Origin of the sequence: Bordetella genomosp. 5 (assembly GCF_002261475.1) — a bacterium.
In the GTDB taxonomy this organism is placed as follows: Bacteria; Pseudomonadota; Gammaproteobacteria; order Burkholderiales; family Burkholderiaceae_B; genus Bordetella.
In genome coordinates this window covers 213,413-239,774 of the sequence record NZ_NEVN01000004.1, presented here as the reverse complement: position 1 = coordinate 239,774, position 26,362 = coordinate 213,413, and the positions used below count along the sequence as shown (strand labels likewise).

The following is a 26,362-nucleotide window of genomic DNA, read 5'->3' as shown; positions in this document are numbered from 1 at the left end:
CCTGGAGGCCAATACCGTCCCCCCCGGTATGACCTCTAGGATCAAGCCATACGGACTAATCCTTTATATGGATACCTTATGGCTACCTCCTCCCCCGCCATCGTCATCGCCATCACCGGCCGCGCCTGGATTCGTCATAGCGACGGCTCGCTGACCGAACTGCACGAGGGGAGCCGCATCCCGCCCGACAGCGAGGTGGTCACCGCCTCCGGCGCCACCGTCACGCTCCAGGTGGAGAACGGCATGCCCGTGGTGATCGGCGCGGAACGCGAGGTGGCGTTAAATGGGGACATGCTGGGGCCGCTGGACGACGCGTCCGAAGCGGCCATCACGCCGCCGACTGGCCCGGATTCCGAACGCCTGCTCGCGGCCCTGGAGGCGGGTCGCGATCCCTTCGATGAACTCGACCCGACCGCCGCGACCATCACCGGGAGTGGCGGCGGCGACGGCGGTGGCAGCTTCGTCCGCCTGGCCCATATCCTTGAAACCACGACGCCGCTGAATCTGGCCTACCCCAACCCGGTACGCGGCGACGACTACGTGCCCCGCGCCTCGGGCGGCGGCGGCGCGGGGAGTGACGACGACGACGCGGCTGCGACGCTTCCTGCCGGGACGTCTCCCGCTACGACGCTGCCTGCCGGAACGGCGCCTGGCGCGACGCTGCCTGCCGGAACGCTTCCGGCGACAACGCCCCCTGCCACGACGCCTCCCGCCACGGACCCCGGCACTCCCGTCAACGACGGCGGCCGCCCGCCGGTGTCGGTGGACGACAGGATCTCCGGCACGGAGCGCGCGGTGCTGCGCGGCAATGTGCTGGGCAATGACACGGATGCCGATGGCGACACGCTGAGCGTGTCGGCCGTGAACGGCCGGCCCATGGGCGCGGGCGGCCTGACGCTGCCGGGCTCCAATGGCGGCACGTTCACGGTGTTGCCCGACGGCACCTATACCTTCGACCCGGGCACGCAATTTACGCATCTGGCCCAGGGCCAGAGTGCCATCAGCACGGTGGTCTACACCGTGACCGACCCCAGCGGCAAAACCTCGACGGCAACGCTGCAGGTCACGGTGATCGGCGTGAACGACGCCGCCACGATCTCGGGCAACACGGCGGCCACCGCGCAGGAAGACACCGCGCTGACCGCGCAGGGCAAGCTCAGCGTCACCGATCCCGACGCGGGACAGTCGAACTTCGTGGCGCAGGCGCAGCGCGCCGGGCAGTACGGCACATTCTCGATCGACGCCAACGGTAACTGGCACTACGCGCTGAACAACAGCGATCCGCGCGTGCAGGCCCTCGGGGTGAACGACAAGGTCACCGATCAGTTCACCGTCACGTCCGCCGACGGCACGAGCGCGCAGGTCACGATCACCATCAACGGGACCAACGACGTCCCTACCCTCAGTGGCCAGGCCACGGGCGCGGTGAACGAGGACACCAGCCTGAGCGTGTCGGGCAAACTGTCGGTCAGCGACCGCGACACCTCGGACACCCACACGTGGACCGTCGTCAATGGCGGCAAAGGCAACTATGGCACGCTGACGCTGGGCGCCGACGGTCAATGGACCTACAACCTGACCAACAGCAATCCTGCCGTGCAGGCCCTGAGCGTGGGCCAGACGCTGACCGAAACCTTCAAGGTCAGCGTCGACGACGGGCATGGTGGCATCGCCACCCGTGACGTGACCATCACGATCAACGGCACCAACGACGCCCCTCGCCTCTCGGGCGATCTCACGGGCGCCGTCACCGAAGACGGCGTGCAGAGCGCCGCCGGCCAGCTGCAGACCGCCGACGTAGACGCACGCGACACCCATACCTATGCGGTCGTCGGCAACGCCACCGGCACCTATGGCGCGTTCGCGGTCGACGCAACGGGACGATGGACGTACACGCTCGACAACGCTGCCGCGCAAGTGTTGCGGTCGGGTCAGAGCGTGCAGGAGACCTACACCGTCCGCGTGAGCGACGGCCAGGGCGGCGTCGATACCAAGGTCATCACGATCACGATCAACGGCACCGACGACGGTGCCGTCATCCGCCCCGCCACGCCGGGTAGCGATCAAGGCAAGGTGCAGGAAGACGGCCAGCTCACCGCGAGCGGTAATCTCGACATCACCGATCCCGATGCCGGACAGGCTGTGTTCCAGGCGCAGACGGGCACCCAGGGGCAGTACGGCACGTTCAAGATCGACGCGAACGGCAATTGGACGTACAGCCTCGACAACGCCAACGCTTCGGTGCAGGCCCTGGGCGCCGCCCAGTCCCTCACCGAAACCTTCACCGTGCGAGCGGCCGACGGCGCCACGCACGCGTTGACCGTGACGATCCAGGGGACCAACGACGCGCCCACGCTCTCCGGCCAACTCACCGGATCCGTGACGGAAGACGGCGTGCAGAGTGCGACCGGTCAACTCCAGACCACGGATGTCGACACCAGCGACACGCATACGTATTCCGTGGTGGGAAGCGCGACCGGCACGTATGGCGCGTTCGCCGTGGACGCCAACGGCAAGTGGACGTATACGCTGGACAACGCCGCGGCGCAGGTGCTAAAGGCCGGCGAGAGCGTGCAAGAGACGTACACCGTGCGCGTGAGCGATGGCCAGGGCGGCACGGACAGCAAGGTCGTGACGGTGACGATCAACGGCACCGACGACGGTGCTGTGATCACCCCGAACAAGCCGGGCGGCGACGCCGGCACGGTGAAGGAAGACGGCGCGCTGCTGGCATCGGGCAAGCTCGACGTGGCCGATCCCGACGCGGGTCAGTCGACGTTCCAGGCGCAGCCGTCGACGCAGGGTCAGTACGGCAACTTCACCATCGACGCGAACGGCAACTGGACCTACAGCCTCGACAACACCAACGCCTCGGTGCAGGCCCTGGGCGCAGGCAAGTCGCTCGCGGAAGTCTTCACGGTGCGGTCTGCCGATGGCACTACCAGCCAGGTCACCATGACGATCCAGGGGACCAACGACGCGCCCAGGCTGTCCGGCGCATTGACCGGCGCGGTCACGGAGGACGGCGTCAAGACGGCGACCGGTCAACTGACCGGCACCGACATCGATGTCGGCGACAAACTGAGCTACTCGGTGCTCGGCGCGGCCCAGGGCACCTTTGGTGTCTTCGCCGTGGACGCCAACGGCAAGTGGACGTACACGCTCGACAACGTCGCGGCGCAGGTATTGAAGACCGGTCAGGCCGTGACGGAGACCTACACGGTCCAGGTCAGCGACGGCCAGGGCGGCACGGACAGCAAGGTCGTGACGATCACGATCAACGGGACGGACGACGGTGCCGTCATTACGCCGAGCAAACCGGGCGACGACGCCGGCACGGTGAAAGAAGACGGCGCGCTGCTGGCGTCGGGCAAGCTGGACGTGGCCGATCCCGACGCGGGTCAGTCGACGTTCCAGATCCAGACCGCGACCAAAGGGGCCTATGGCACCTTCGCGATCGATGCGAACGGCAACTGGACGTACAACCTCGACAACGCCAACAACGCGGTGCAGGCGCTGGGCCTGGGCAAGTCGCTGACCGAGACGTTCTCGGTGAAGTCAGCCGATGGCACGACGAGCCAGATCACCGTCACGATCCAGGGCACGAACGACGCACCCAAGCTCTCGGGCGAAGTTACCGGTTCGGTGACCGAAGATGGCGTCAAGACGGCTAGCGGGCAGTTGACGACTTCGGACGTCGATACCACCGATACGCACACGTACTCCGTTGTGGGCAACGCGAAGGGAACGTATGGGTCGTTCGGTGTCGATGCCACCGGGAAGTGGACGTATACGCTGGATAATGCGGCGGCCCAGGTCCTGAAGTCGGGTCAGGCTGTCACCGAGACTTATACGGTTCAGGTCAGCGACGGGCATGGTGGTACCGACACGAAGGTGATCTCGGTCACGATCTATGGGACCGATGATGCAGCCGTGATCACTCCGCATACGTCGGGCGCCGACCAAGGTCGTGTGCAGGAAGACGGACAGGTCGTGACCAGCGGCAAGCTGGACATCGTTGATCCGGATGCCGGGCAGGCTGTGTTTCAGGCGCAGCCTTCGACGCAGGGTGCGTTTGGCACGTTTACTGTCGATGCGAACGGTAATTGGACGTACAACCTGGACAATGCCAACAAGGCGGTTCAGGCTCTTGGTGCCGACAAATCTCTGACGGAGACCTTCACGGTCACGTCGGCCGACGGGTCCAAGCACGACATCACGGTCACGATCCAAGGTACGAATGACGCTCCGAAGCTCTCGGGTGAAGTTACCGGTTCGGTGACCGAAGATGGCACCAAGACGGCTTCCGGCCAGCTCACCACGACTGATGTCGACACGACCGACACGCACACGTACTCCGTGGTCGGTAACGCGAAGGGAACGTACGGGTCGTTCGGTGTCGATGCCACCGGCAAGTGGACCTACACGCTGGATAACGCGGCGGCCCAGGTCCTGAAGTCGGGTCAGGCTGTCACCGAGACCTATACGGTTCAAGTCAGCGACGGTCACGGCGGCACCGACACGAAGGTCATTTCGGTCACGATCAACGGGACCGATGACGCTGCCATCATCACCCCGCATACCCCGGGCGCCGACCAGGGTCGCGTCCAGGAAGACGGCCAGTTTGTCACTAGTGGCAAGCTGGATATCGTCGATCCGGATGCTGGGCAGGCTGTGTTCCAAGCTCAGCCGGCGACGGCGGGCGCCTACGGCACGTTCGCCGTCGATGCCAACGGCAACTGGACGTACAACCTCGACAACACCAACAAGGCGGTTCAGGCTCTTGGTGCCGACAAGTCGCTGACGGAGACCTTCACGGTCACGTCGGCCGACGGTTCAACGCACGACATCACCGTCACGATTCAAGGCACGAACGACGCGCCGAAGCTCAGTGGTGAGGTCACGGGTTCCGTCACGGAAGATGGCATCAAGACCGCCAGCGGTCAGCTCACCGCGACTGATGTCGATACGACCGACACGCACACCTACTCCGTCGTAGGCAACACGAAAGGAACATATGGCGTCTTCGGCGTAGATGCCACGGGCAAGTGGACCTACACGCTCGACAATGCCGCAGCCCAGACGTTGAAGTCGGGCCAAGCGATCACCGAAACCTACACGGTCCAGGTCAGCGACGGACACGGCGGCACCGACACGAAGGTGATCTCGATCACCATCAACGGCACCGACGATGCTGCGGTGATCACTCCGCACACTCCGGGTGCCGACCAAGGTCGCGTTCAGGAAGACGGACAGCTTACGACTAACGGCAAGCTGGACATCGTCGATCCGGATGCGGGCCAAGCTGCGTTCCAGCCGCAACCGTCGACTCAAGGGGCGTTCGGCACCTTCACGGTCGATGCGAACGGTAATTGGACTTACAACCTCGACAACACCAACAAGGCTGTCCAGGCACTCGGTTCAGATAAGTCGCTGTCCGAGACCTTCACGGTCACGTCCGCCGACGGTTCCACCCACGACATCACGGTCACGATTCAAGGCACGAACGACGCACCGAAGCTGAGTGGCGAAGTCACGGGCTCCGTGACCGAAGATGGCACCAAGACCGCCAGCGGTCAGCTCACCACGACTGACGTCGACACCACCGACACGCACACGTACTCTGTCGTGGGCAACGCGAAGGGAACATATGGTTCCTTCGGCGTCGATGCCAATGGCAAGTGGACCTATACGCTGGATAACGCCGCAGCCCAGACGCTGAAATCGGGTCAGACAATTACCGAGACCTACACGGTCCAAGTCAGCGACGGTCACGGCGGTACCGACACGAAGGTGATCTCGGTCACCATCAACGGCACCGATGACGCTGCCGTCATCACCCCGCACATGCCGGGCGCCGACCAGGGGCGCGTCCAAGAGGACGGACAACTCGTCACCAATGGCAAGCTGGATGTTGTCGATCCGGATGCCGGCCAAGCTGTGTTCCAAGCGCAGCCTTCGACGCAGGGTGCGTTCGGCACCTTCACGGTCGACGCGAACGGCAACTGGACGTACAACCTGGACAACGCCAACAAAGCTGTCCAGGCTCTCGGCGCCGACAAGTCTCTGACGGAGACGTTCACGGTAACGTCGGCCGACGGGTCGAAGCACGACATCACGGTCACGATCCAAGGCACGAATGACGCGCCGAAGCTGAGCGGCGAGGTCACCGGCTCCGTGACGGAAGATGGCGTAAAAACGGCAAGCGGTCAGTTGACGACCAGCGACGTCGACACCACTGACACGCACACCTACTCCGTCGTCGGCAACGCGAAGGGAACCTATGGTTCGTTCGGCGTCGATGCCACCGGCAAGTGGACCTACACGCTGGACAACGCAGCAGCGCAGACGCTGAAGTCGGGTCAGGCGATCACTGAGACCTACACGGTCCAGGTCAGCGATGGTCACGGTGGTACCGACACGAAGGTGATCTCGGTCACGATCAACGGTACCGACGACGCAGCCGTGATCACCCCGCACACGCCGGGCGCCGATCAAGGTCGCGTTCAGGAAGACGGTCAGCTTGTCACCAACGGCAAGCTCGATATCGTCGATCCAGATGCGGGCCAAGCCGTCTTCCAAGTTCAACCGGCGACGGCTGGAGCCTACGGCACGTTCGCCGTCGACGCCAATGGCAACTGGACCTACAACCTCGACAACGCCAACAAGGCTGTCCAGGCACTTGGTTCCGATAAGTCGCTGACCGAGACCTTCACGGTCACGTCGGCCGACGGTTCCACTCACGACATCACGGTCACCATTCAAGGCACGAACGACGCACCCAAGCTCTCCGGTGACGTCACGGGTTCGGTGACCGAGGACGGCACCAAGACGGCTTCCGGCCAGCTCACCACGACTGACATCGATGCGACCGACACGCACACCTACTCTGTCGTCGGCAACGCGAAGGGAACGTATGGTTCCTTCGGCGTCGATGCCACCGGCAAGTGGACCTATACGCTCGACAACGCTGCCGCCCAGACGTTGAAGTCGGGTCAGGCGATCACCGAAACGTACACGGTCCAGGTGAGCGACGGCCACGGCGGCACCGACACGAGGGTGATCTCGGTCACCATCAACGGCACCGACGACGCTGCAATCATTACCCCGCACGCCCCTGGCGCCGATCAGGGCCGGGTGCAAGAGGACGGACAGCTCGTCACCAACGGCAAGCTCGACATCATCGATCCGGATGCCGGCCAAGCCGTGTTCCAACCGCAGCCAGGAACGGCGGGCGCCTACGGCACATTTACCGTCGACGCCAACGGCAACTGGGCCTACAGCCTCGACAATGGCAACAAGGCAGTTCAAGCCCTTGGCGCCGACAAATCGCTGACGGAGACCTTCACGGTCACGTCCGCCGACGGGTCGAAGCACGACATCACGGTCACGATTCAAGGCACGAATGACGCGCCGAAGCTCTCCGGTGAAGTCACGGGCTCGGTGACCGAGGACGGCACCAAGACGGCCTCTGGTCAGCTCACCACGACTGACGTCGACACCACCGATACGCACACCTACTCTGTCGTGGGCAAGCCGACCGGCACCTATGGTTCGTTCGCAGTGGACAGCACCGGCAAGTGGACCTACACGCTGGACAACGCAGCAGCGCAGACGCTGAAGTCGGGCCAAGCAATCACCGAGACCTACACGGTCCAGGTGAGCGACGGCCACGGCGGCACCGACACGAAGGTGATCTCGGTCACCATCAACGGCACCGACGATGCCGCCGTAATCACTCCGCACGCCCCGGGCGCCGACCAAGGTCATGTGCAGGAAGACGGCCAGCTTGTCACTAGCGGCAAGCTGGATATCGTCGATCCGGACGCCGGTCAGGCTGTGTTCCAGGCGCAAGCCACGACGCAAGGCGCCTACGGCACGTTCGCCGTCGATGCCAACGGCAACTGGACCTACAACCTCGACAACGCCAACAAGGCGGTACAGGCTCTCGGCGCCGACAAGTCATTGACGGAGACCTTCACGGTCACGTCGGCGGACGGCTCCACGCACGACATCACAGTCACGATCCAAGGCACGAACGACGCACCGAAGCTCTCCGGTGAAGTCACGGGCTCGGTGACTGAGGACGGCATTAAGATCGCCAGCGGTCAGCTCACCACGACTGACGTCGACACCACCGACACACACACCTATTCTGTCGTGGGCAACGCCAAGGGAACCTATGGTTCCTTCGGCGTCGATGCCACCGGCAAGTGGACCTACACGCTGGACAACGCAGCAGCGCAGACGCTGAAGTCGGGTCAAGCAATCACCGAGACCTACACGGTCCAGGTCAGCGACGGCCACGGTGGCACGGATACGAAGGTCATCTCGGTCACGATCAACGGCACGGATGACGCTGCCGTCATCACCCCGCACACGCCCGGGGCCGATCAAGGTCGTGTTCAAGAAGACGGTCAGCTCGTCACCAACGGCAAGCTCGATATCGTCGATCCGGATGCTGGGCAGGCTGTGTTCCAAGCTCAGCCGGCGACGGCGGGCGCCTACGGCACCTTCACTGTCGATGCGAACGGTAATTGGACTTACAACCTCGACAACACCAGCAAGGCTGTACAGGCACTCGGTTCAGACAAGTCGCTGACCGAGACCTTCACGGTCACGTCCGCCGACGGTTCCACGCATGACATCACGGTCACGATTCAAGGGACCAACGATGCGCCGAAGCTCTCCGGCGAAGTCACGGGTTCCGTGACGGAAGATGGCGTCAAGACCGCCACTGGCCAGCTCACCACGACTGACGTCGATACGACCGACACTCACACCTACTCTATCGTCGGCAACGCGAAGGGAACATATGGTTCCTTCGGCGTAGATGCCACGGGCAAGTGGACGTACACGCTGGACAATGCCGCAGCCCAGACGCTGAAGTCGGGCCAAGCAATAACGGAAACCTACACCGTCCAGGTCAGCGACGGCCACGGCGGCACCGACACGAAGGTGATCTCGGTCACGATCAACGGCACGGATGATGCTGCCGTCATCACCCCGCACACGCCGGGCGCCGACCAGGGTCGCGTCCAAGAGGATGGACAGCTCGTCACCAACGGCAAGCTCGACATCGTCGATCCGGATGCCGGGCAGGCTGTGTTCCAAGCTCAGCCGGCGACGGCGGGCGCCTACGGCACGTTCGCCGTCGACGCCAATGGCAACTGGACCTACAACCTGGATAACGCAAACAAGGCGGTCCAGGCTCTCGGTGCCGACAAGTCGCTGACCGAGACCTTCACGGTCACGTCCGCAGACGGGTCGAAGCACGACATCACGGTCACGATCCAAGGAACCAACGATGCGCCGAAGCTGAGTGGCGAAGTCACTGGGTCCGTGACCGAGGATGGCGTCAAGACCGCCAGCGGTCAGCTCACTACGACGGACGTCGACACCACCGACACGCACACCTATTCCGTCGTCGGCAACGCTAAGGGAACGTATGGCTCATTCGGCGTAGATGCCAATGGCAAGTGGACCTATACGCTGGACAACGCCGCAGCCCAGACGCTGAAATCGGGTCAGGCGATTACTGAGACCTATACGGTCCAAGTTAGCGACGGACACGGCGGTACTGACACGAAGGTGATCTCCGTCACGATCAACGGCACAGATGACGCAGCAGTCATCACCCCGCACACTCCGGGTGCCGATCAAGGACGTGTTCAAGAGGACGGTCAGCTCGTCACCAACGGCAAGCTGGATATCGTCGACCCGGATGCCGGTCAAGCTGCGTTCCAGCCGCAACCGTCGACTCAAGGGGCGTTCGGCACCTTCACGGTCGATGCGAACGGCAACTGGACGTATAACCTAGACAACGCCAACAAAGCTGTCCAGGCACTCGGCGCAGACAAGTCGCTGACCGAGACCTTCACGGTCACGTCCGCCGATGGTTCCACGCATGACATCACGGTTACGATTCAAGGGACCAACGATGCGCCGAAGCTGAGTGGCGAAGTCACTGGGTCCGTGACCGAGGATGGCGTCAAGACCGCCAGCGGTCAGCTCACTACGACGGACGTCGACACCACCGACACGCACACCTATTCCGTCGTCGGCAACGCTAAGGGAACGTATGGCTCATTCGGCGTAGATGCCAATGGCAAGTGGACCTACACGCTGGATAACGCCGCAGCCCAGACGCTGAAATCGGGTCAGGCGATTACTGAGACCTATACGGTCCAAGTTAGCGACGGACACGGCGGTACTGACACGAAGGTGATCTCCGTCACGATCAACGGCACAGATGACGCAGCAGTCATCACCCCGCACACTCCGGGTGCCGATCAAGGACGTGTTCAAGAGGACAGTCAGCTCGTCACCAACGGCAAGCTGGATATCGTCGACCCGGATGCCGGTCAAGCTGCGTTCCAGCCGCAACCGTCGACTCAAGGGGCGTTCGGCACCTTCACGGTCGATGCGAACGGCAACTGGACGTATAACCTAGACAACGCCAACAAAGCTGTCCAGGCACTCGGCGCAGACAAGTCGCTGACCGAGACCTTCACGGTCACGTCCGCCGACGGGTCGAAGCACGACATCACGGTCACGATTCAAGGGACCAACGATGCACCGAAGCTCTCCGGCGAAGTCACGGGTTCGGTGACCGAAGATGGCGTGAAGACGGCCAGCGGTCAGTTGACGACCAGCGACGTCGACACGACCGACACGCACACGTATTCCGTGGTTGGCAAAGCCACCGGTGCCTTTGGTTCGTTCGCTGTCGATGCGACGGGCAAGTGGACATATACGCTCGACAACGCCGCAGCGCAGACGCTGAAGTCGGGCCAGGCGATTACTGAGACCTACACGGTTCAAGTCAGCGACGGACACGGTGGCACCGACACGAAGGTCATCTCGGTCACCATCAATGGCACGGACGACGCGGCCATCATCACCCCGCATACCCCGGGTGCCGACCAAGGTCGTGTTCAGGAAGACGGCCAGCTTGTCGCCGGTGGCAAACTGGATATTATCGATCCGGACGCCGGGCAGGCTGTATTCCAACCTCAGCCCGGAACGGCCGGCGCCTACGGCACGTTCGCGGTCGACGCCAACGGCAACTGGACTTACAACCTCGACAATGCGAATAAGGCAGTTCAAGCGCTCGGTGCAGACAAGTCGCTGACGGAGACCTTCACGGTAACGGCTGCCGATGGTTCCACGCACGACATCACGGTCACGATTCAAGGCACGAACGACGCACCTAAGCTCTCGGGCGAAGTTACCGGTTCGGTGACCGAAGATGGCGTGAAGACCGCCAGCGGTCACCTGACGACGACTGACCGCGATACGACGGACACGCACACCTACTCTGTCGTCGGCAACGCGAAGGGAACCTATGGTTCGTTCGGCGTCGATGCCAATGGCAAGTGGACCTACACGCTGGATAACGCCGCAGCCCAAACGTTGAAGTCGGGCCAGGCGATTACTGAGACCTATACGGTTCAGGTCAGCGATGGTCACGGTGGTACCGACACCAAAGTCATCTCCGTCACCATCAACGGCACCGATGACGCTGCCGTCATCATCCCGCACACGCCGGGCGCCGACCAGGGTCGCGTCCAAGAGGACGGACAGCTCGTCACCAACGGCAAGCTCGATATCGTCGATCCGGATGCCGGGCAGAGTGTGTTCCAAGCTCAGCCGGCGACGGCGGGCGCCTACGGCACCTTCACTGTCGATGCCAATGGCAACTGGACCTACAACCTCGACAACACCAATAAGGCTGTACAGGCACTTGGTGCCGATAAGTCGCTGACCGAGACCTTCACGGTCACGTCCGCCGATGGTTCCACGCATGACATCACGGTCACGATTCAAGGCACGAATGACGCGCCGAAGCTCTCCGGTGAAGTCACGGGCTCGGTGACCGAGGACGGTACCAAGACGGCCTCTGGTCAGCTCACCACGACGGACGTCGATACCACCGACACGCAAACCTACTCTGTCGTCGGCAACGCGAAGGGAACATATGGCTCCTTCGGCGTCGATGCCAATGGCAAGTGGACCTATACACTCGACAACGCTGCCGCCCAAACGTTGAAATCGGGCCAAGCGATCACTGAGACCTACACGGTCCAGGTCAGCGACGGCCATGGCGGTACGGACACGAAGGTGATCTCTGTCACCATCAACGGCACGGATGACGCTGCCGTCATCACCCCGCACACGCCGGGCGCCGACCAGGGTCGCGTCCAAGAGGACGGACAGCTCGTCACCAATGGCAAGCTGGATGTTGTCGATCCGGATGCCGGCCAAGCTGTGTTCCAGCCGCAACCGTCGACTCAAGGGGCGTTCGGCACCTTCACTGTCGACCCCAACGGCAACTGGACTTACAACTTGGACAACGCCAACAAGGCTGTCCAGGGTCTCGGCGCGGACAAGTCGCTCACGGAGACCTTCACGGTCACGTCTGCCGACGGCTCCACGCACGACATCACGGTCACGATCCAGGGTACTAACGACGCGCCCAAGCTGAGTGGTGAAGTCACGGGCTCGGTGACCGAGGACGGCACCAAAACGGCCTCTGGTCAGCTCACTACGACGGACGTCGACACCACAGACACGCACACCTACTCTGTCGTCGGCAACGCCAAGGGAACCTACGGTTCGTTCGGCGTAGATGCCACGGGCAAGTGGACGTACACGCTGGATAACGCAGCAGCGCAGACGCTGAAGTCCGGCCAAGCAATCACGGAAACCTACACCATCCAGGTCAGCGACGGTCACGGCGGTACGGACACGAAGGTTATCTCGGTCACCATCAACGGCACCGACGACGCTGCCGTGATCACCCCGCACACGCCGGGGGCCGACCAAGGTCGTGTGCAGGAAGACGGACAGCTCGTCACCAACGGCAAGCTCGATATCGTCGATCCGGATGCCGGCCAGGCTGTGTTTCAGGCGCAGCCTGGAACGGCGGGTGCCTACGGCACGTTTGCCGTCGATGCGAGCGGTAATTGGACTTACAACCTCGACAACACCAACAAGGCTGTCCAGGCTCTAGGCGCCGACAAGTCGCTGACGGAGACGTTCACGGTCACGTCGGCCGACGGGTCGAAGCACGACATCACGGTCACGATTCAAGGGACCAATGACGCGCCGAAGCTCTCGGGCGAAGTCACCGGTTCGCTGACCGAGGACGGCACCAAGACGGCATCTGGTCAGCTCACCACGACTGACGTCGACACGACCGACACGCACAGCTACTCTGTCGTGGGCAAGGCCACCGGCGCCTTTGGTGCGTTCGCAGTGGATGCCACCGGCAAGTGGACCTACACGCTGGACAACGCCGCAGCGCAGACGCTGAAGTCGGGCCAGGCGATCACGGAAACGTACACGGTTCAAGTTAGCGACGGCCACGGCGGTACCGACACGAAGGTGATCTCGATCACCATCAACGGTACCGACGATGCTGCCGTGATCACCCCGCACACGCCGGGGGCCGACCAAGGTCGTGTGCAGGAAGACGGACAGCTCGTCACCAACGGCAAGCTCGATATCGTCGATCCGGATGCCGGCCAGGCTGTGTTCCAACCGCAGCCCGGAACGGCCGGCGCCTACGGCACGTTCGCGGTCGACGCCAACGGCAACTGGACCTACAACCTCGACAATACCAACAAGGCAGTACAGGCACTTGGTGCCGATAAGTCTCTGTCCGAGACCTTCACGGTCACGTCCGCCGATGGTTCCACGCATGACATCACGGTCACGATTCAAGGGACCAACGATGCGCCGAAGCTCTCCGGCGAAGTCACGGGTTCCGTGACGGAAGATGGCGTCAAGACCGCCACTGGCCAGCTCACCACGACTGACGTCGATACGACCGACACGCACACCTACTCCGTCGTCGGCAACGCGAAGGGAACATATGGCGCCTTCGGCGTAGATGCCACGGGCAAGTGGACGTACACGCTGGACAATGCCGCAGCCCAGACGCTGAAGTCGGGGCAAGCAATCACGGAAACCTACACCGTCCAGGTCAGCGACGGCCACGGTGGTACGGACACGAAGGTGATCTCGGTCACGATCAACGGGACTGATGACGCTGCCGTCATCACCCCGCGCACGCCGGGGGCCGACCAGGGTCGCGTCGAAGAGGATGGACAGCTCGTCACCAACGGCAAGCTCGACATCGTCGACCCTGATGCCGGGCAGGCTATGTTCCAAGCTCAGCCGGCGACGGCGGGCGCCTACGGCACGTTCGCCGTCGATACGAACGGCAACTGGACCTACAACCTCGACAACACCAACAAGGCTGTACAGGCACTTGGCGCCGATAAGTCGCTGACCGAGACCTTCACGGTCACGTCCGCCGATGGTTCCACGCATGACATCACGGTCACGATTCAAGGCACGAATGACGCGCCGAAGCTCTCCGGTGAAGTCACAGGTTCGGTGACCGAGGACGGCACCAAGACGGCTTCCGGTCGGCTCACCACGACTGATGTCGACACGACCGACACGCACACGTACTCCGTGGTTGGCAAGGGCAGCGGCACCTACGGTTCGTTCGCCATCGATCCCACGGGCAAGTGGACCTACACGCTCGACAATGCTGCCGCTCAGACGCTGAAATCGGGGCAGGCGATTACTGAGACCTACACGGTCCAGGTCAGCGACGGCCACGGCGGTACCGACACGAAGGTGATCTCGATCACCATCAACGGCACCGATGACGCTGCCGTCATCATCCCGCACACGCCCGGGGCCGATCAAGGTCGTGTTCAGGAAGACGGCCAGCTTGTCGCCGGTGGCAAACTGGATATTGCCGATCCGGACGCTGGGCAGGCTGTATTCCAGCCTCAGTCCGGAACGGCCGGCGCCTACGGCACGTTCGCTGTCGACGCCAACGGTAACTGGACTTACAACCTCGACAACGGCAACAAGGCTGTCCAGGGTCTCGGCGCGAACAAGTCCTTGACGGAGACCTTCACGGTCACGTCCGCCGACGGCTCCACGCACGACATCACGGTCACGATTCAAGGCACGAACGACGCACCCAAGCTCTCCGGTGACGTCACGGGTTCGGTGACCGAGGACGGCACCAAGACGGCTTCCGGCCAGCTCACCACGACTGACATCGATACGACCGACACGCACACGTACTCCGTCGTCGGTAACGCGAAGGGAACGTATGGCTCGTTCGGTGTCGATGCCAATGGCAAGTGGACCTATACACTCGACAACGCTGCCGCCCAAACGTTGAAGTCGGGCCAAGCGATCACCGAAACTTACACGGTCCAGGTGAGCGACGGCCACGGCGGCACCGACACGAAGGTCATCTCGGTCACCATCAACGGTACCGACGACGCAGCCGTGATCACCCCGCACACGCCGGGCGCCGATCAAGGTCGCGTCCAGGAGGACGGCCAACTCGTCGCCAATGGCAAGCTCGATGTCGTCGATCCGGATGCCGGCCAAGCTGTGTTCCAAGCGCAACCCTCGACGCAAGGCGCCTACGGCACGTTCTCGGTCGACGCCAACGGCAACTGGACCTACAACCTCGACAACGCCAACAAGGCTGTCCAGGCTCTAGGCGCCGACAAGTCTCTGACGGAGACCTTCACGGTCACGTCGGCCGACGGGTCGAAGCACGACATCACGGTCACGATTCAAGGCACCAATGACGCGCCCAAGCTCTCGGGCGAAGTCACGGGTTCGGTGACCGAGGACGGCACCAAGACGGCTAGTGGTCAGCTCACCACGACTGATGTAGACACGACCGACACGCACACGTACTCCGTGGTTGGCAAGGCCAGCGGCACCTACGGTTCGTTCGCCATCGATCCCACGGGCAAGTGGACCTACACGCTCGACAATGCTGCCGCCCAGACGCTGAAGTCGGGTCAGGCGATCACGGAAACCTACACCGTCCAGGTCAGCGACGGCCACGGTGGCACGGACACGAAGGTGATCTCGATCACCATCAACGGCACCGACGATGCTGCCGTGATCACTCCGCACACTCCGGGTGCCGACCAAGGTCGCGTCCAGGAAGACGGTCAGCTTACGACTAACGGCAAACTCGACATCGTTGACCCAGATGCGGGCCAAGCCGTCTTCCAAGTTCAACCGGCGACGGCTGGCGCCTACGGCACCTTCACGCTCGATGCGAACGGCAACTGGACGTACAACCTGGACAATGCCAACAAGGCTGTCCAGGCTCTAGGCGCCGACAAGTCGCTGACGGAGACGTTCACGGTCACGTCGGCCGACGGGTCGAAGCACGACATCACGGTCACGATTCAAGGGACCAATGACGCGCCGAAGCTCTCGGGCGAAGTCACGGGTTCGGTGACCGAGGATGGCGTCAAGACCGCCAGCGGTCAGTTGACGACCAGCGACGTTGACACCACCGATACGCACACCTACTCCGTCGTCGGCAGCGCGAAGGGAACGTATGGTTCCTTCGGCGTCGATGCCACCGGCAAGTGGACCTATACGCTCGACAATGCTGCCGCCCAAACGTTGAAGTCGGGCCAAGCGATCACCGAAACTTACACGGTCCAGGTGAGCGACGGCCACGGCGGCACCGACATGAAGGTGATCTCGGTCACCATCAACGGCACCGACGATGCCACCGTAATCACTCCGCACGCCCCGGGCGCCGACCAAGGTCATGTGCAGGAAGACGGTCAGCTCGAGACCAGCGGCAAGCTTGATATCATCGATCCGGATGCCGGCCAAGCTGTGTTCCAAGCGCAACCCTCGACTCAAGGTGCGTTCGGCACCTTCACGGTCGACGCGAACGGCAACTGGACGTACAACCTCGACAACGGCAACAAGGCTGTCCAGGGTCTCGGCGCCGACAAGTCGCTGACCGAGACCTTTACGGTCACGTCGGCCGACGGGTCGAAGCACGACATCACGGTCACGATTCAAGGCACCAATGACGCGCCCAAGCTCTCGGGCGAAGTCACGGGTTCGGTGACCGAGGACGGCACCAAGACGGCTAGTGGTCAGCTCACCACGACTGATGTAGACACGACCGACACGCACACGTACTCCGTGGTTGGCAAGGCCAGCGGCACCTACGGTTCGTTCGCCATTGATCCCACGGGCAAGTGGACCTACACGCTCGACAATGCTGCCGCTCAGACGCTGAAATCGGGTCAGGCAATTACCGAGACCTACACGGTCCAAGTCAGCGACGGTCACGGCGGTACCGACACGAAGGTCATCTCGGTCACGATCAACGGCACGGATGACGCTGCCGTCATCACCCCGCACACGCCCGGGGCCGATCAAGGTCGTGTTCAAGAAGACGGTCAGCTCGTCACCAACGGCAAGCTGGACATCATCGATCCGGATGCCGGCCAAGCTGTGTTCCAAGCGCAGCCTTCGACGCAGGGTGCGTTCGGCACGTTTACTGTCGATGCGAACGGCAACTGGACCTACAACGTCGACAACGCCAACAAGGCTGTACAGGCACTCGGCGCGGACAAGAGTCTGACGGAGACCTTCACGGTCACGTCGGCCGATGGCTCCACGCATGACATCACAGTCACGATCCAAGGTACGAACGACGCGCCGAAGCTGAGTGGCGAGGTTACCGGCTCCGTGACCGAAGATGGCGTCAAGACCGCCAGCGGTCAGTTGACGACGAGCGACGTTGACACAACTGACACGCACACCTACTCCGTAGTTGGCAAGACCACCGGCACCTATGGATCGTTCGCTGTCGATGCCACGGGCAAGTGGACCTACACGCTCGACAATGCTGCCGCTCAGACGCTGAAATCGGGTCAGGCAATTACCGAGACCTACACGGTCCAGGTCAGCGACGGCCACGGCGGCACCGACACGAAGGTCATCTCGGTCACCATCAACGGCACCGACGACGCAGCCGTGATCACCCCGCACACGCCCGGGGCCGATCAAGGTCGTGTTCAAGAAGACGGTCAGCTCGTCACCAACGGCAAGCTGGACATCGTCGATCCGGATGCCGGCCAAGCTGTGTTCCAAGCGCAACCGTCGACTCAAGGGGCGTTCGGCACCTTCACTGTCGACGCCAACGGCAACTGGACCTACAACCTCGACAACGCCAACAAGGCTGTCCAGGCTCTAGGCGCCGACAAGTCTCTGACGGAGACCTTCACGGTCACGTCGGCCGACGGGTCGAAGCACGACATTACGATCACGATTCAAGGAACCAACGATGCGCCGAAGCTGAGTGGCGAATTCACTGGGTCCGTGACCGAAGATGGCGTCAAGACCGCCAGCGGTCAGCTCACCACGACTGACGTCGATACCACCGACACGCACACCTACTCTGTCGTCGGCAACGCGAAGGGAACGTATGGTTCCTTCGGCGTCGATGCCACCGGCAAGTGGACCTATACGCTCGACAACGCTGCCGCCCAAACGTTGAAGTCGGGTCAGGCGATCACTGAGACTTATACGGTCCAAGTTAGCGACGGACACGGTGGCACCGATACGAAGGTGATCTCGGTCACCATCAATGGCACCGATGACGCTGCCGTCATCACCCCGCATACACCGGGAGCCGATCAAGGCCGCGTTCAGGAGGATGGACAGCTCGTCACCAACGGCAAGCTCGATATCGTCGATCCGGATGCTGGGCAGGCTGTGTTCCAAGTTCAACCGGCGACGGCCGGCGCCTACGGCACCTTCGCCGTCGACGCGAACGGCAACTGGACGTACAACCTCGACAATGCCAACAAGGCGGTACAGGCACTCGGCGCGGACAAGACTCTGACGGAGACCTTCACGGTCACGTCGGCCGACGGGTCGAAGCACGACATCACGATCACGATTCAAGGAACCAACGATGCGCCGAAGCTGAGTGGCGAATTCACTGGGTCCGTGACCGAAGATGGCGTCAAGACCGCCAGCGGTCAGCTCACCACGACTGACGTCGATACCACCGACACGCACACCTACTCTGTCGTCGGCAACGCGAAGGGAACGTATGGTTCCTTCGGCGTCGATGCCACCGGCAAGTGGACCTATACGCTCGACAACGCTGCCGCCCAAACGTTGAAGTCGGGTCAGGCGATCACTGAGACTTATACGGTCCAAGTTAGCGACGGACACGGTGGCACCGATACGAAGGTGATCTCGGTCACCATCAATGGCACCGATGACGCTGCCGTCATCACCCCGCACACTCAGGGCGCGGACCAAGGTCGCGTTCAGGAAGACGGACAGCTTACGACTAACGGCAAACTGGACATTGTTGATCCGGATGCTGGTCAGGCCGTGTTCCAGGCACAACCCACGACGCAAGGCGCCTACGGTACGTTCGCGGTCGACGCGAACGGTAACTGGACCTACAACCTCGACAACGCGAATAAGACAGTTCAGGCACTCGGCGCGGATAAGAGTCTAACGGAGACCTTCACGGTCACGTCCGCCGACGGTTCCACCCACGACATCACGGTCACGATCCAAGGCACGAACGACGCACCGAAGCTCTCCGGCGAAGTCACGGGCTCCGTGACCGAAGATGGCACCAAGACCGCCAGCGGTCAGCTCACCACGACGGACGTCGACACCACCGACACGCACACCTACTCTGTCGTCGGCAACGCCAAGGGAACCTACGGTTCGTTCGGTGTCGATGCCACCGGCAAGTGGACCTATACGCTGGATAACGCAGCAGCGCAGACGCTGAAGTCGGGTCAGGCGATCACCGAGACCTACACGGTCCAAGTCAGCGACGGCCACGGTGGCACCGACACGAAGGTAATCTCAGTCACCATCAATGGCACCGATGACGCAGCCATCATCACCCCGCACACCCCGGGCGCCGATCAAGGTCGTGTTCAAGAGGACGGTCAGCTCGTCACCAACGGCAAGCTCGATATCGTCGATCCGGATGCTGGTCAGGCTGTGTTCCAAGTTCAGCCGGGCACTCAGGGTGCCTACGGCACGTTCGCGGTCGACGCGAACGGTAACTGGACCTACAACCTCGACAACGCGAATAAGGCAGTTCAGGCACTCGGCGCGGATAAGAGTCTGACGGAGACCTTCACGGTCACGTCGGCCGACGGGTCGAAGCACGACGTCACGGTCACCATCCAAGGGACCAACGACGCGCCCAAACTGAGTGGCGAAGTCACGGGCTCCGTTACCGAAGATGGCACCAAGACCGCCAGCGGTCAGCTCACTACGACTGACGTCGACACCACCGACACGCACACCTACTCTGTCGTCGGCAACGCCAAGGGAACCTATGGTTCCTTCGGTGTCGATGCCACCGGCAAGTGGACCTATACGCTCGACAACGCTGCCGCCCAAACGTTGAAGTCGGGCCAAGCGATCACCGAAACGTACACGGTCCAGGTGAGCGACGGCCACGGCGGCACCGACACGAAGGTCATCTCGGTCACCATCAACGGTACCGACGACGCGGCCGTGATCACCCCGCACACGCCGGGCGCCGATCAAGGTCGCGTCCAGGAGGACGGCCAACTCGTCGCCAATGGCAAGCTGGATGTCGTCGATCCCGACGCCGGACAATCGACCTTCCAAGTCCAGGCCGCCACCAAGGGCGCCTACGGCACCTTCGCCATCGATGCCAACGGCAGCTGGACCTACAACCTCGACAACGCCAATAACTCCGTTCAGGCACTCGGTGCCGGCAAGTCCCTGACCGAGACCTTCTCGGTCAAGTCGGCCGACGGCACGACCAGCCAGATCACGGTCACGATTCAAGGGACTAACGACGCACCGAAGTTGAGCGGCGAAGTCACCGGCTCGGTGACCGAGGACGGCGTCAAGACGGCATCGGGTCAACTGACCGGCACCGACATCGATGCCGGTGACAAGCTGACCTACTCCGTCGTCGGCAATGCCGCAGGCACCTACGGCTCCTTCGCCGTGGACGCCAACGGCAAGTGGACCTACACCCTCGACAACGCGGCTGCCCAGATCCTGAAATCGGGCCAGGCAGTCACCGAGACCTACACGGTCCAAGTTAGCGACGGCCAAGGCGGCACTGACACCAAGACGGTGAACATCACCATCAACGGTACCGACGACGCCGCCATCATCACCCCGAGCAAGCCGGGTGACGACGCAGGCACGGTGAAGGAAGACGGCACCCTGCTCGCCGCGGGCAAGCTCAACGTCGTCGACCCCGACGCAGGTCAGGCAAGCTTCCAAGTCCAGGCCGCCACCAAGGGCGCCTACGGCACCTTCGCCATCGATGCCAACGGCAACTGGACCTACAACCTCGACAATGCCAACAACTCCGTGCAGGCACTCGGTGTCGGCAAGGCCCTCACCGAGACCTTCTCGGTCAAGTCTGCTGACGGCACGACGAGCCAGATCACGGTCACGATTCAAGGGACTAACGACGCACCGAAGTTGAGCGGCGAAGTCACCGGCTCGGTGACCGAGGACGGCGTCAAGACGGCATCGGGTCAACTGACCGGCACCGACATCGATGCCGGTGACAAACTCACCTACTCCGTCATCGGTGGCGCAACGGGCACCTACGGCTCCTTCGCCGTGGACGCCAACGGCAAGTGGACCTACACGCTGGATAACGCCGCAGCTCAGGTCCTGAAGTCGGGCCAAGCCGTCACCGAGACCTACACGGTGCAGGTGAGCGACGGCCAAGGTGGCACGGATACCAAGACGGTGAACATCACCATCAACGGCACCGACGACGCAGCCATCATCACCCCGAGCAAGCCGGGTGACGACGCAGGCATCGTCAAGGAAGACGGCACCCTGCTCGCCACCGGCAAGCTCAACGTCGTCGATCCCGACGCCGGCCAATCGACGTTCCAAGCCCAGGCCGCCACCAAGGGCGCCTACGGCACCTTCGCCATCGACGCCAACGGCAGCTGGACCTACAACCTCGACAACGCCAATAACTCCGTGCAGGCACTCGGTGCCGGCAAGTCCCTGACCGAGACCTTCTCGGTCAAGTCGGCCGACGGCACGACCAGCCAGATCACCGTCACGATCCAGGGCACCAACGACGCACCGAAGCTCTCCGGTGAAGTTACCGGCACGGTCACGGAAGACGGCGTCAAGACAGCCACTGGTCAACTGACCGGCACCGATATCGACGTAGGCGACAAGCTCACTTACGCGGTCGTCGGTGGCGCAACGGGCACTTACGGCTCCTTCGCCGTGGACGCCAACGGCAAGTGGACCTACACCCTCGACAACGCGGCCGCTCAGATCCTCAAGACCGGCCAGGCCGTCACCGAGACCTACACGGTGCAGGTGAGCGACGGCCAGGGTGGCACCGACACCAAGACGGTGAACATCACCATCAACGGCACCGACGACGCCGCCATCATCACTCCGAGCAAGCCGGGTGACGACGCAGGCATCGTCAAGGAAGACGGCACCCTGCTCGCCACGGGCAAGCTCAACGTGGTCGATCCGGACGCAGGTCAGGCAAGCTTCCAAGTCCAGGCCGCCACCAAGGGCGCCTACGGCACCTTCGCCATCGACGCCAACGGCAGCTGGACCTACAACCTCGACAACGCCAATAACTCCGTTCAGGCCTTGGGTGCCGGCAAGTCGCTGACCGAGACCTTCTCGGTCAAGTCGGCCGACGGCACGACCAGCCAGATCACGGTCACGATTCAAGGGACTAACGACGCACCGAAGTTGAGCGGCGAAGTCACCGGCTCGGTGACCGAGGACGGCGTCAAGACGGCATCGGGTCAACTGACCGGCACCGACGTCGACGCCGGCGACAAACTCACCTACTCCGTCGTCGGGAACGCCGCAGGCACCTACGGCTCCTTCGCCGTGGACGCCAACGGCAAGTGGACCTACACCCTCGACAACGCCGCCGCTCAGATCCTCAAGACCGGCCAGGCCGTCACCGAGACCTACACCGTTCAAGTCAGCGACGGCCAAGGCGGCACGGACACCAAGACGGTGAACATCACCATCAACGGTACCGACGACGCCGCCATCATCACCCCGAGCAAGCCGGGTGACGACGCAGGCATCGTGAAGGAAGACGGCACCCTGCTCGCCACCGGCAAGCTCAACGTCGTCGATCCCGACGCAGGTCAGGCAAGCTTCCAAGTCCAGGCCGCCACCAAGGGCGCCTACGGCACCTTCGCCATCGATGCCAGCGGCAGCTGGACCTACAACCTCGACAACGCCAATAACTCCGTTCAGGCCTTGGGTGTTGGCAAGTCGCTGACCGAGACCTTCTCGGTCAAGTCGGCCGACGGCACGACGAGCCAGATCACGGTCACCATCCAGGGGACCAACGACGCACCCAAGCTTTCGGGCACCCTCACGGGCACCGTCACCGAGGACGGAACGCAGACCGCGAGCGGCCAGCTGTCCGCCACCGATGTGGACACGGGCGACCGACTCACCTATGCCACCGTCGGCAACACGACGGGCACCTACGGCTCCTTCTCCATGGACGCCGCCGGCAAGTGGACGTACACGCTGAACAACGCCGCCGCGCAGGTGCTGAAAGGCGGAGAGACGGTCACCGAGACCTACACGGTGCAGGTCAGCGACGGTCAGGGAGGCACGGACACCAAGACGGTCACCGTCTCGATCAACGGGACGGACGACGCCCCGGTGATCACCGGCCAGACCTCCGGCTCGGTCACAGAGGACTACACGCTGACCGCCACGGGCAAGCTCACCGTCACCGACGCGGACGCGGGCCAGAGCGGTGTCGTGGCGCAGACCAACGTGGTCGGCAAATACGGCAGCTTCTCGATCGATGGCAGCGGCAACTGGACCTACTCGCTGAACAACAGCCTGCCCGCGGTGCAGAACCTCGGGCCCGGCGCCGTGCTGTCGGAGACCTTCAACGTCACGGCCGGCGATGGCAAGACCACTCAGCCGATCACGGTATCGGTCGTGGGCACCAACGACGCGCCCATATCGGCCGACAATTCGACGACGGTGGGCGCGGGTGCAGGCTACGCCTTCAAAACCAGCGACTTCGCGTTCAGCGACGGCGCCGAGGGCAACAGCTTGCAAAGCGTCATCATCTCGCGCCTGCCCGCCAACGGCACGCTGACGCTCAACGGTCAGGCGGTCACCGTCAACACGGCCGTCTCGGCAGCGGACATTGCCGCCGGCAAGCTGGTCTACACGCCCTCGACGGCCGGACAGGACACCTCGTTCGGCTTCAAGGTGCAGGACACGGGCGGCACGGACCTGGGCGGCAAGAACACCTCGGGCGAATACAACTTCGCGATCGTCACGAACAACCTCGTGACGGGCGAGAATTCCGGCAGCGCCCCGGGCTCGCCGCTCGTCGGGGGATCGGGCGACGACATCATCCTGGGCGACAAGGGCGGTACCGTCACCACGGTTGAGCCCGGCAAGAACTACAACATCGCGCTTGTCGTGGACACCTCGGGCAGCATGGCCTTCGGCCTGGACGGCTCGACCAACACGACCTATGCGAATTCGCGGATCAAGCTGGTCAAGGACGCGCTCACCAACCTGGGCACGCAACTGTCCGGTCACGACGGTGTGGTCAACGTCACGCTGATCGGCTTCTCCACGAACAGCAACCAGGCGATCACGCTACAAGGCCTCAACAAGAGCAATCTGCCGAGCCTGCTCACTGCCATCAACAACCTCGTCGCGGATGGCGGCACCAACTACGAAGCCGCGTTCAACACCGCGGTGACCTGGTTCAACAACCAGACTGCGGCCGGCAAGACGGCGGCGGCGGGCTACGAGAACCTCACCTTTTTCCTGACCGACGGGGACCCCACTTACTACATCCGCTCCACCGGCACGATCGGCGGCACCGGCAACTCGACCGACGTGGTCACGCTGCAGGAGTCGGTGAATGCCTTCGCGCCGCTCAGCAACACCAGCAGTGTTCACGCGATCGGCATCGGCAATGGGGTCAACGGCGAGTACCTGAAGCTGTTCGACAACACCGGCAACGGCAACAGCACGGGCTACGTCACCTTCGGCACCGGCACCGAGACGGTCATGGCCAGCTTCAATACCTCGACCGGCACAGGCATGAACAACGTGAGCAACTGGTCCACGACAGGCACGGGCCTGCTGTCGGGATCGGTCGGCCGCAGCAGCAGCAACACGATGGCGATTACCGACTGGAACGGCGGCAGCTCCACGACCGCCACCAGCCCGAACTTCTCCATCTCCTCGGGCAGCTACGGCAAGGTGAGCTTCACCGCGCTCACGAGCAATTTCGTCACGGGCGATCAGTTCAACTGGACGGTGCAGCGTTATGACTCGTCCACGGGACGCTGGGTGACGGCCGACAGCGGCACGAGCACGTCGGGCTACAACAGCACGACCGGCATCGAGTCGCGTCTGTTGTCGGCGGGCACCTATCGCTTCGTGTTCGAGGTGATCGACAACTCCAACAACCTGCGCATGTCGACGGTGTCGATTGACGACATCACGCTGGCGGTGTGGGCATCGAGCCAGATGGTGATCGCGCCGTCCGGCCAGGTCGACATCGTGCTGCAGGGCGACCAGCTCGCCGCCGCGCTCGAACGCGGCAGCTCCAGCACCGACCCGGCCACGGTGGGCAGCGACAACATCAGCGCCGGCGCCGGCGACGACGTCATTTTCGGCGACACGATCAATACCGATCATCTCGCCTGGGGCAACGTCGCGGCCGGCTCGCACGACGGTCAGGGCATGAAGGCGCTGGTCGACTACCTCACCTACACCAACGGCAAGACGCCCACGACCCTGGAGGTCTACGACTACCTCAAGGCCAACCACGCCAGCTTCAACCTCCCCGACGATACGCGCGGCGGCGGCGACACGGTGCGCGGCGGCACGGGTAACGACATCATCTATGGTCAGGGCGGCGACGACTCGCTGTATGGTGAAGACGGCAACGACATCCTCTACGGCGGTACGGGCAACGACCTGCTGCATGGCGGCGCGGGCAGCGACAGGCTCGATGGCGGCAGCGGCAACGACACCCTGATCGGCGGCAAGGGCAATGACACGCTCCTGGGCGGCACCGGCAGCGACACGTTCAAATGGGAGCTCAGCGACCAGGGCACGATCGCCGCCCCCGCGGTCGACGTCATCAAGGACTTCTCCACGGCCAAGCCGGCCGACGGTGGCGACATCCTGGATCTGAAGGACCTGTTGATCGGCGAGAAGGACGGCACGCTGACGCAGTACCTCAACTTCCAGAAAGACGGCAACAACACCGTCATCAACATCAACACGCAAGGCCAGATCGGTCAGGGCGCGGACCAGAAGATCGTGCTCGAAAACGTGGATCTCACGCAGAACGGCACGCTGGACAACCAGGCCATCATCAACGACCTGCTGCAAAAGGGGAAACTCGACGTCAATCACTGATCCCCAAGCCGCGCGGCGCGCTGTCTGCTCCGGGCAGCGCGCCGTCTGTATCGCA

1 protein-coding gene is annotated in these 26,362 nt (G+C 63.0%); it reads left to right on the top strand.

The window, feature by feature from the left end; all coding sequences use genetic code 11:
* The first annotated feature begins 78 nt into the window (after window positions 1–78).
* Complete coding sequence (locus tag CEK29_RS23835) at window positions 79–26,307, top strand: VCBS domain-containing protein (RefSeq protein ID WP_094857731.1); 26,229 nt, start codon at window positions 79–81, stop codon at window positions 26,305–26,307.
* The last annotated feature ends 55 nt before the right edge of the window (window positions 26,308–26,362 follow it).

Bases quoted from the DNA above. Each gene is read 5' to 3' on its own strand.
- CEK29_RS23835 (WP_094857731.1), top strand. From the start codon at position 79: ATGGCTACCTCCTCCCCCGCCATCGTCATCGCCATCACCGGCCGCGCC.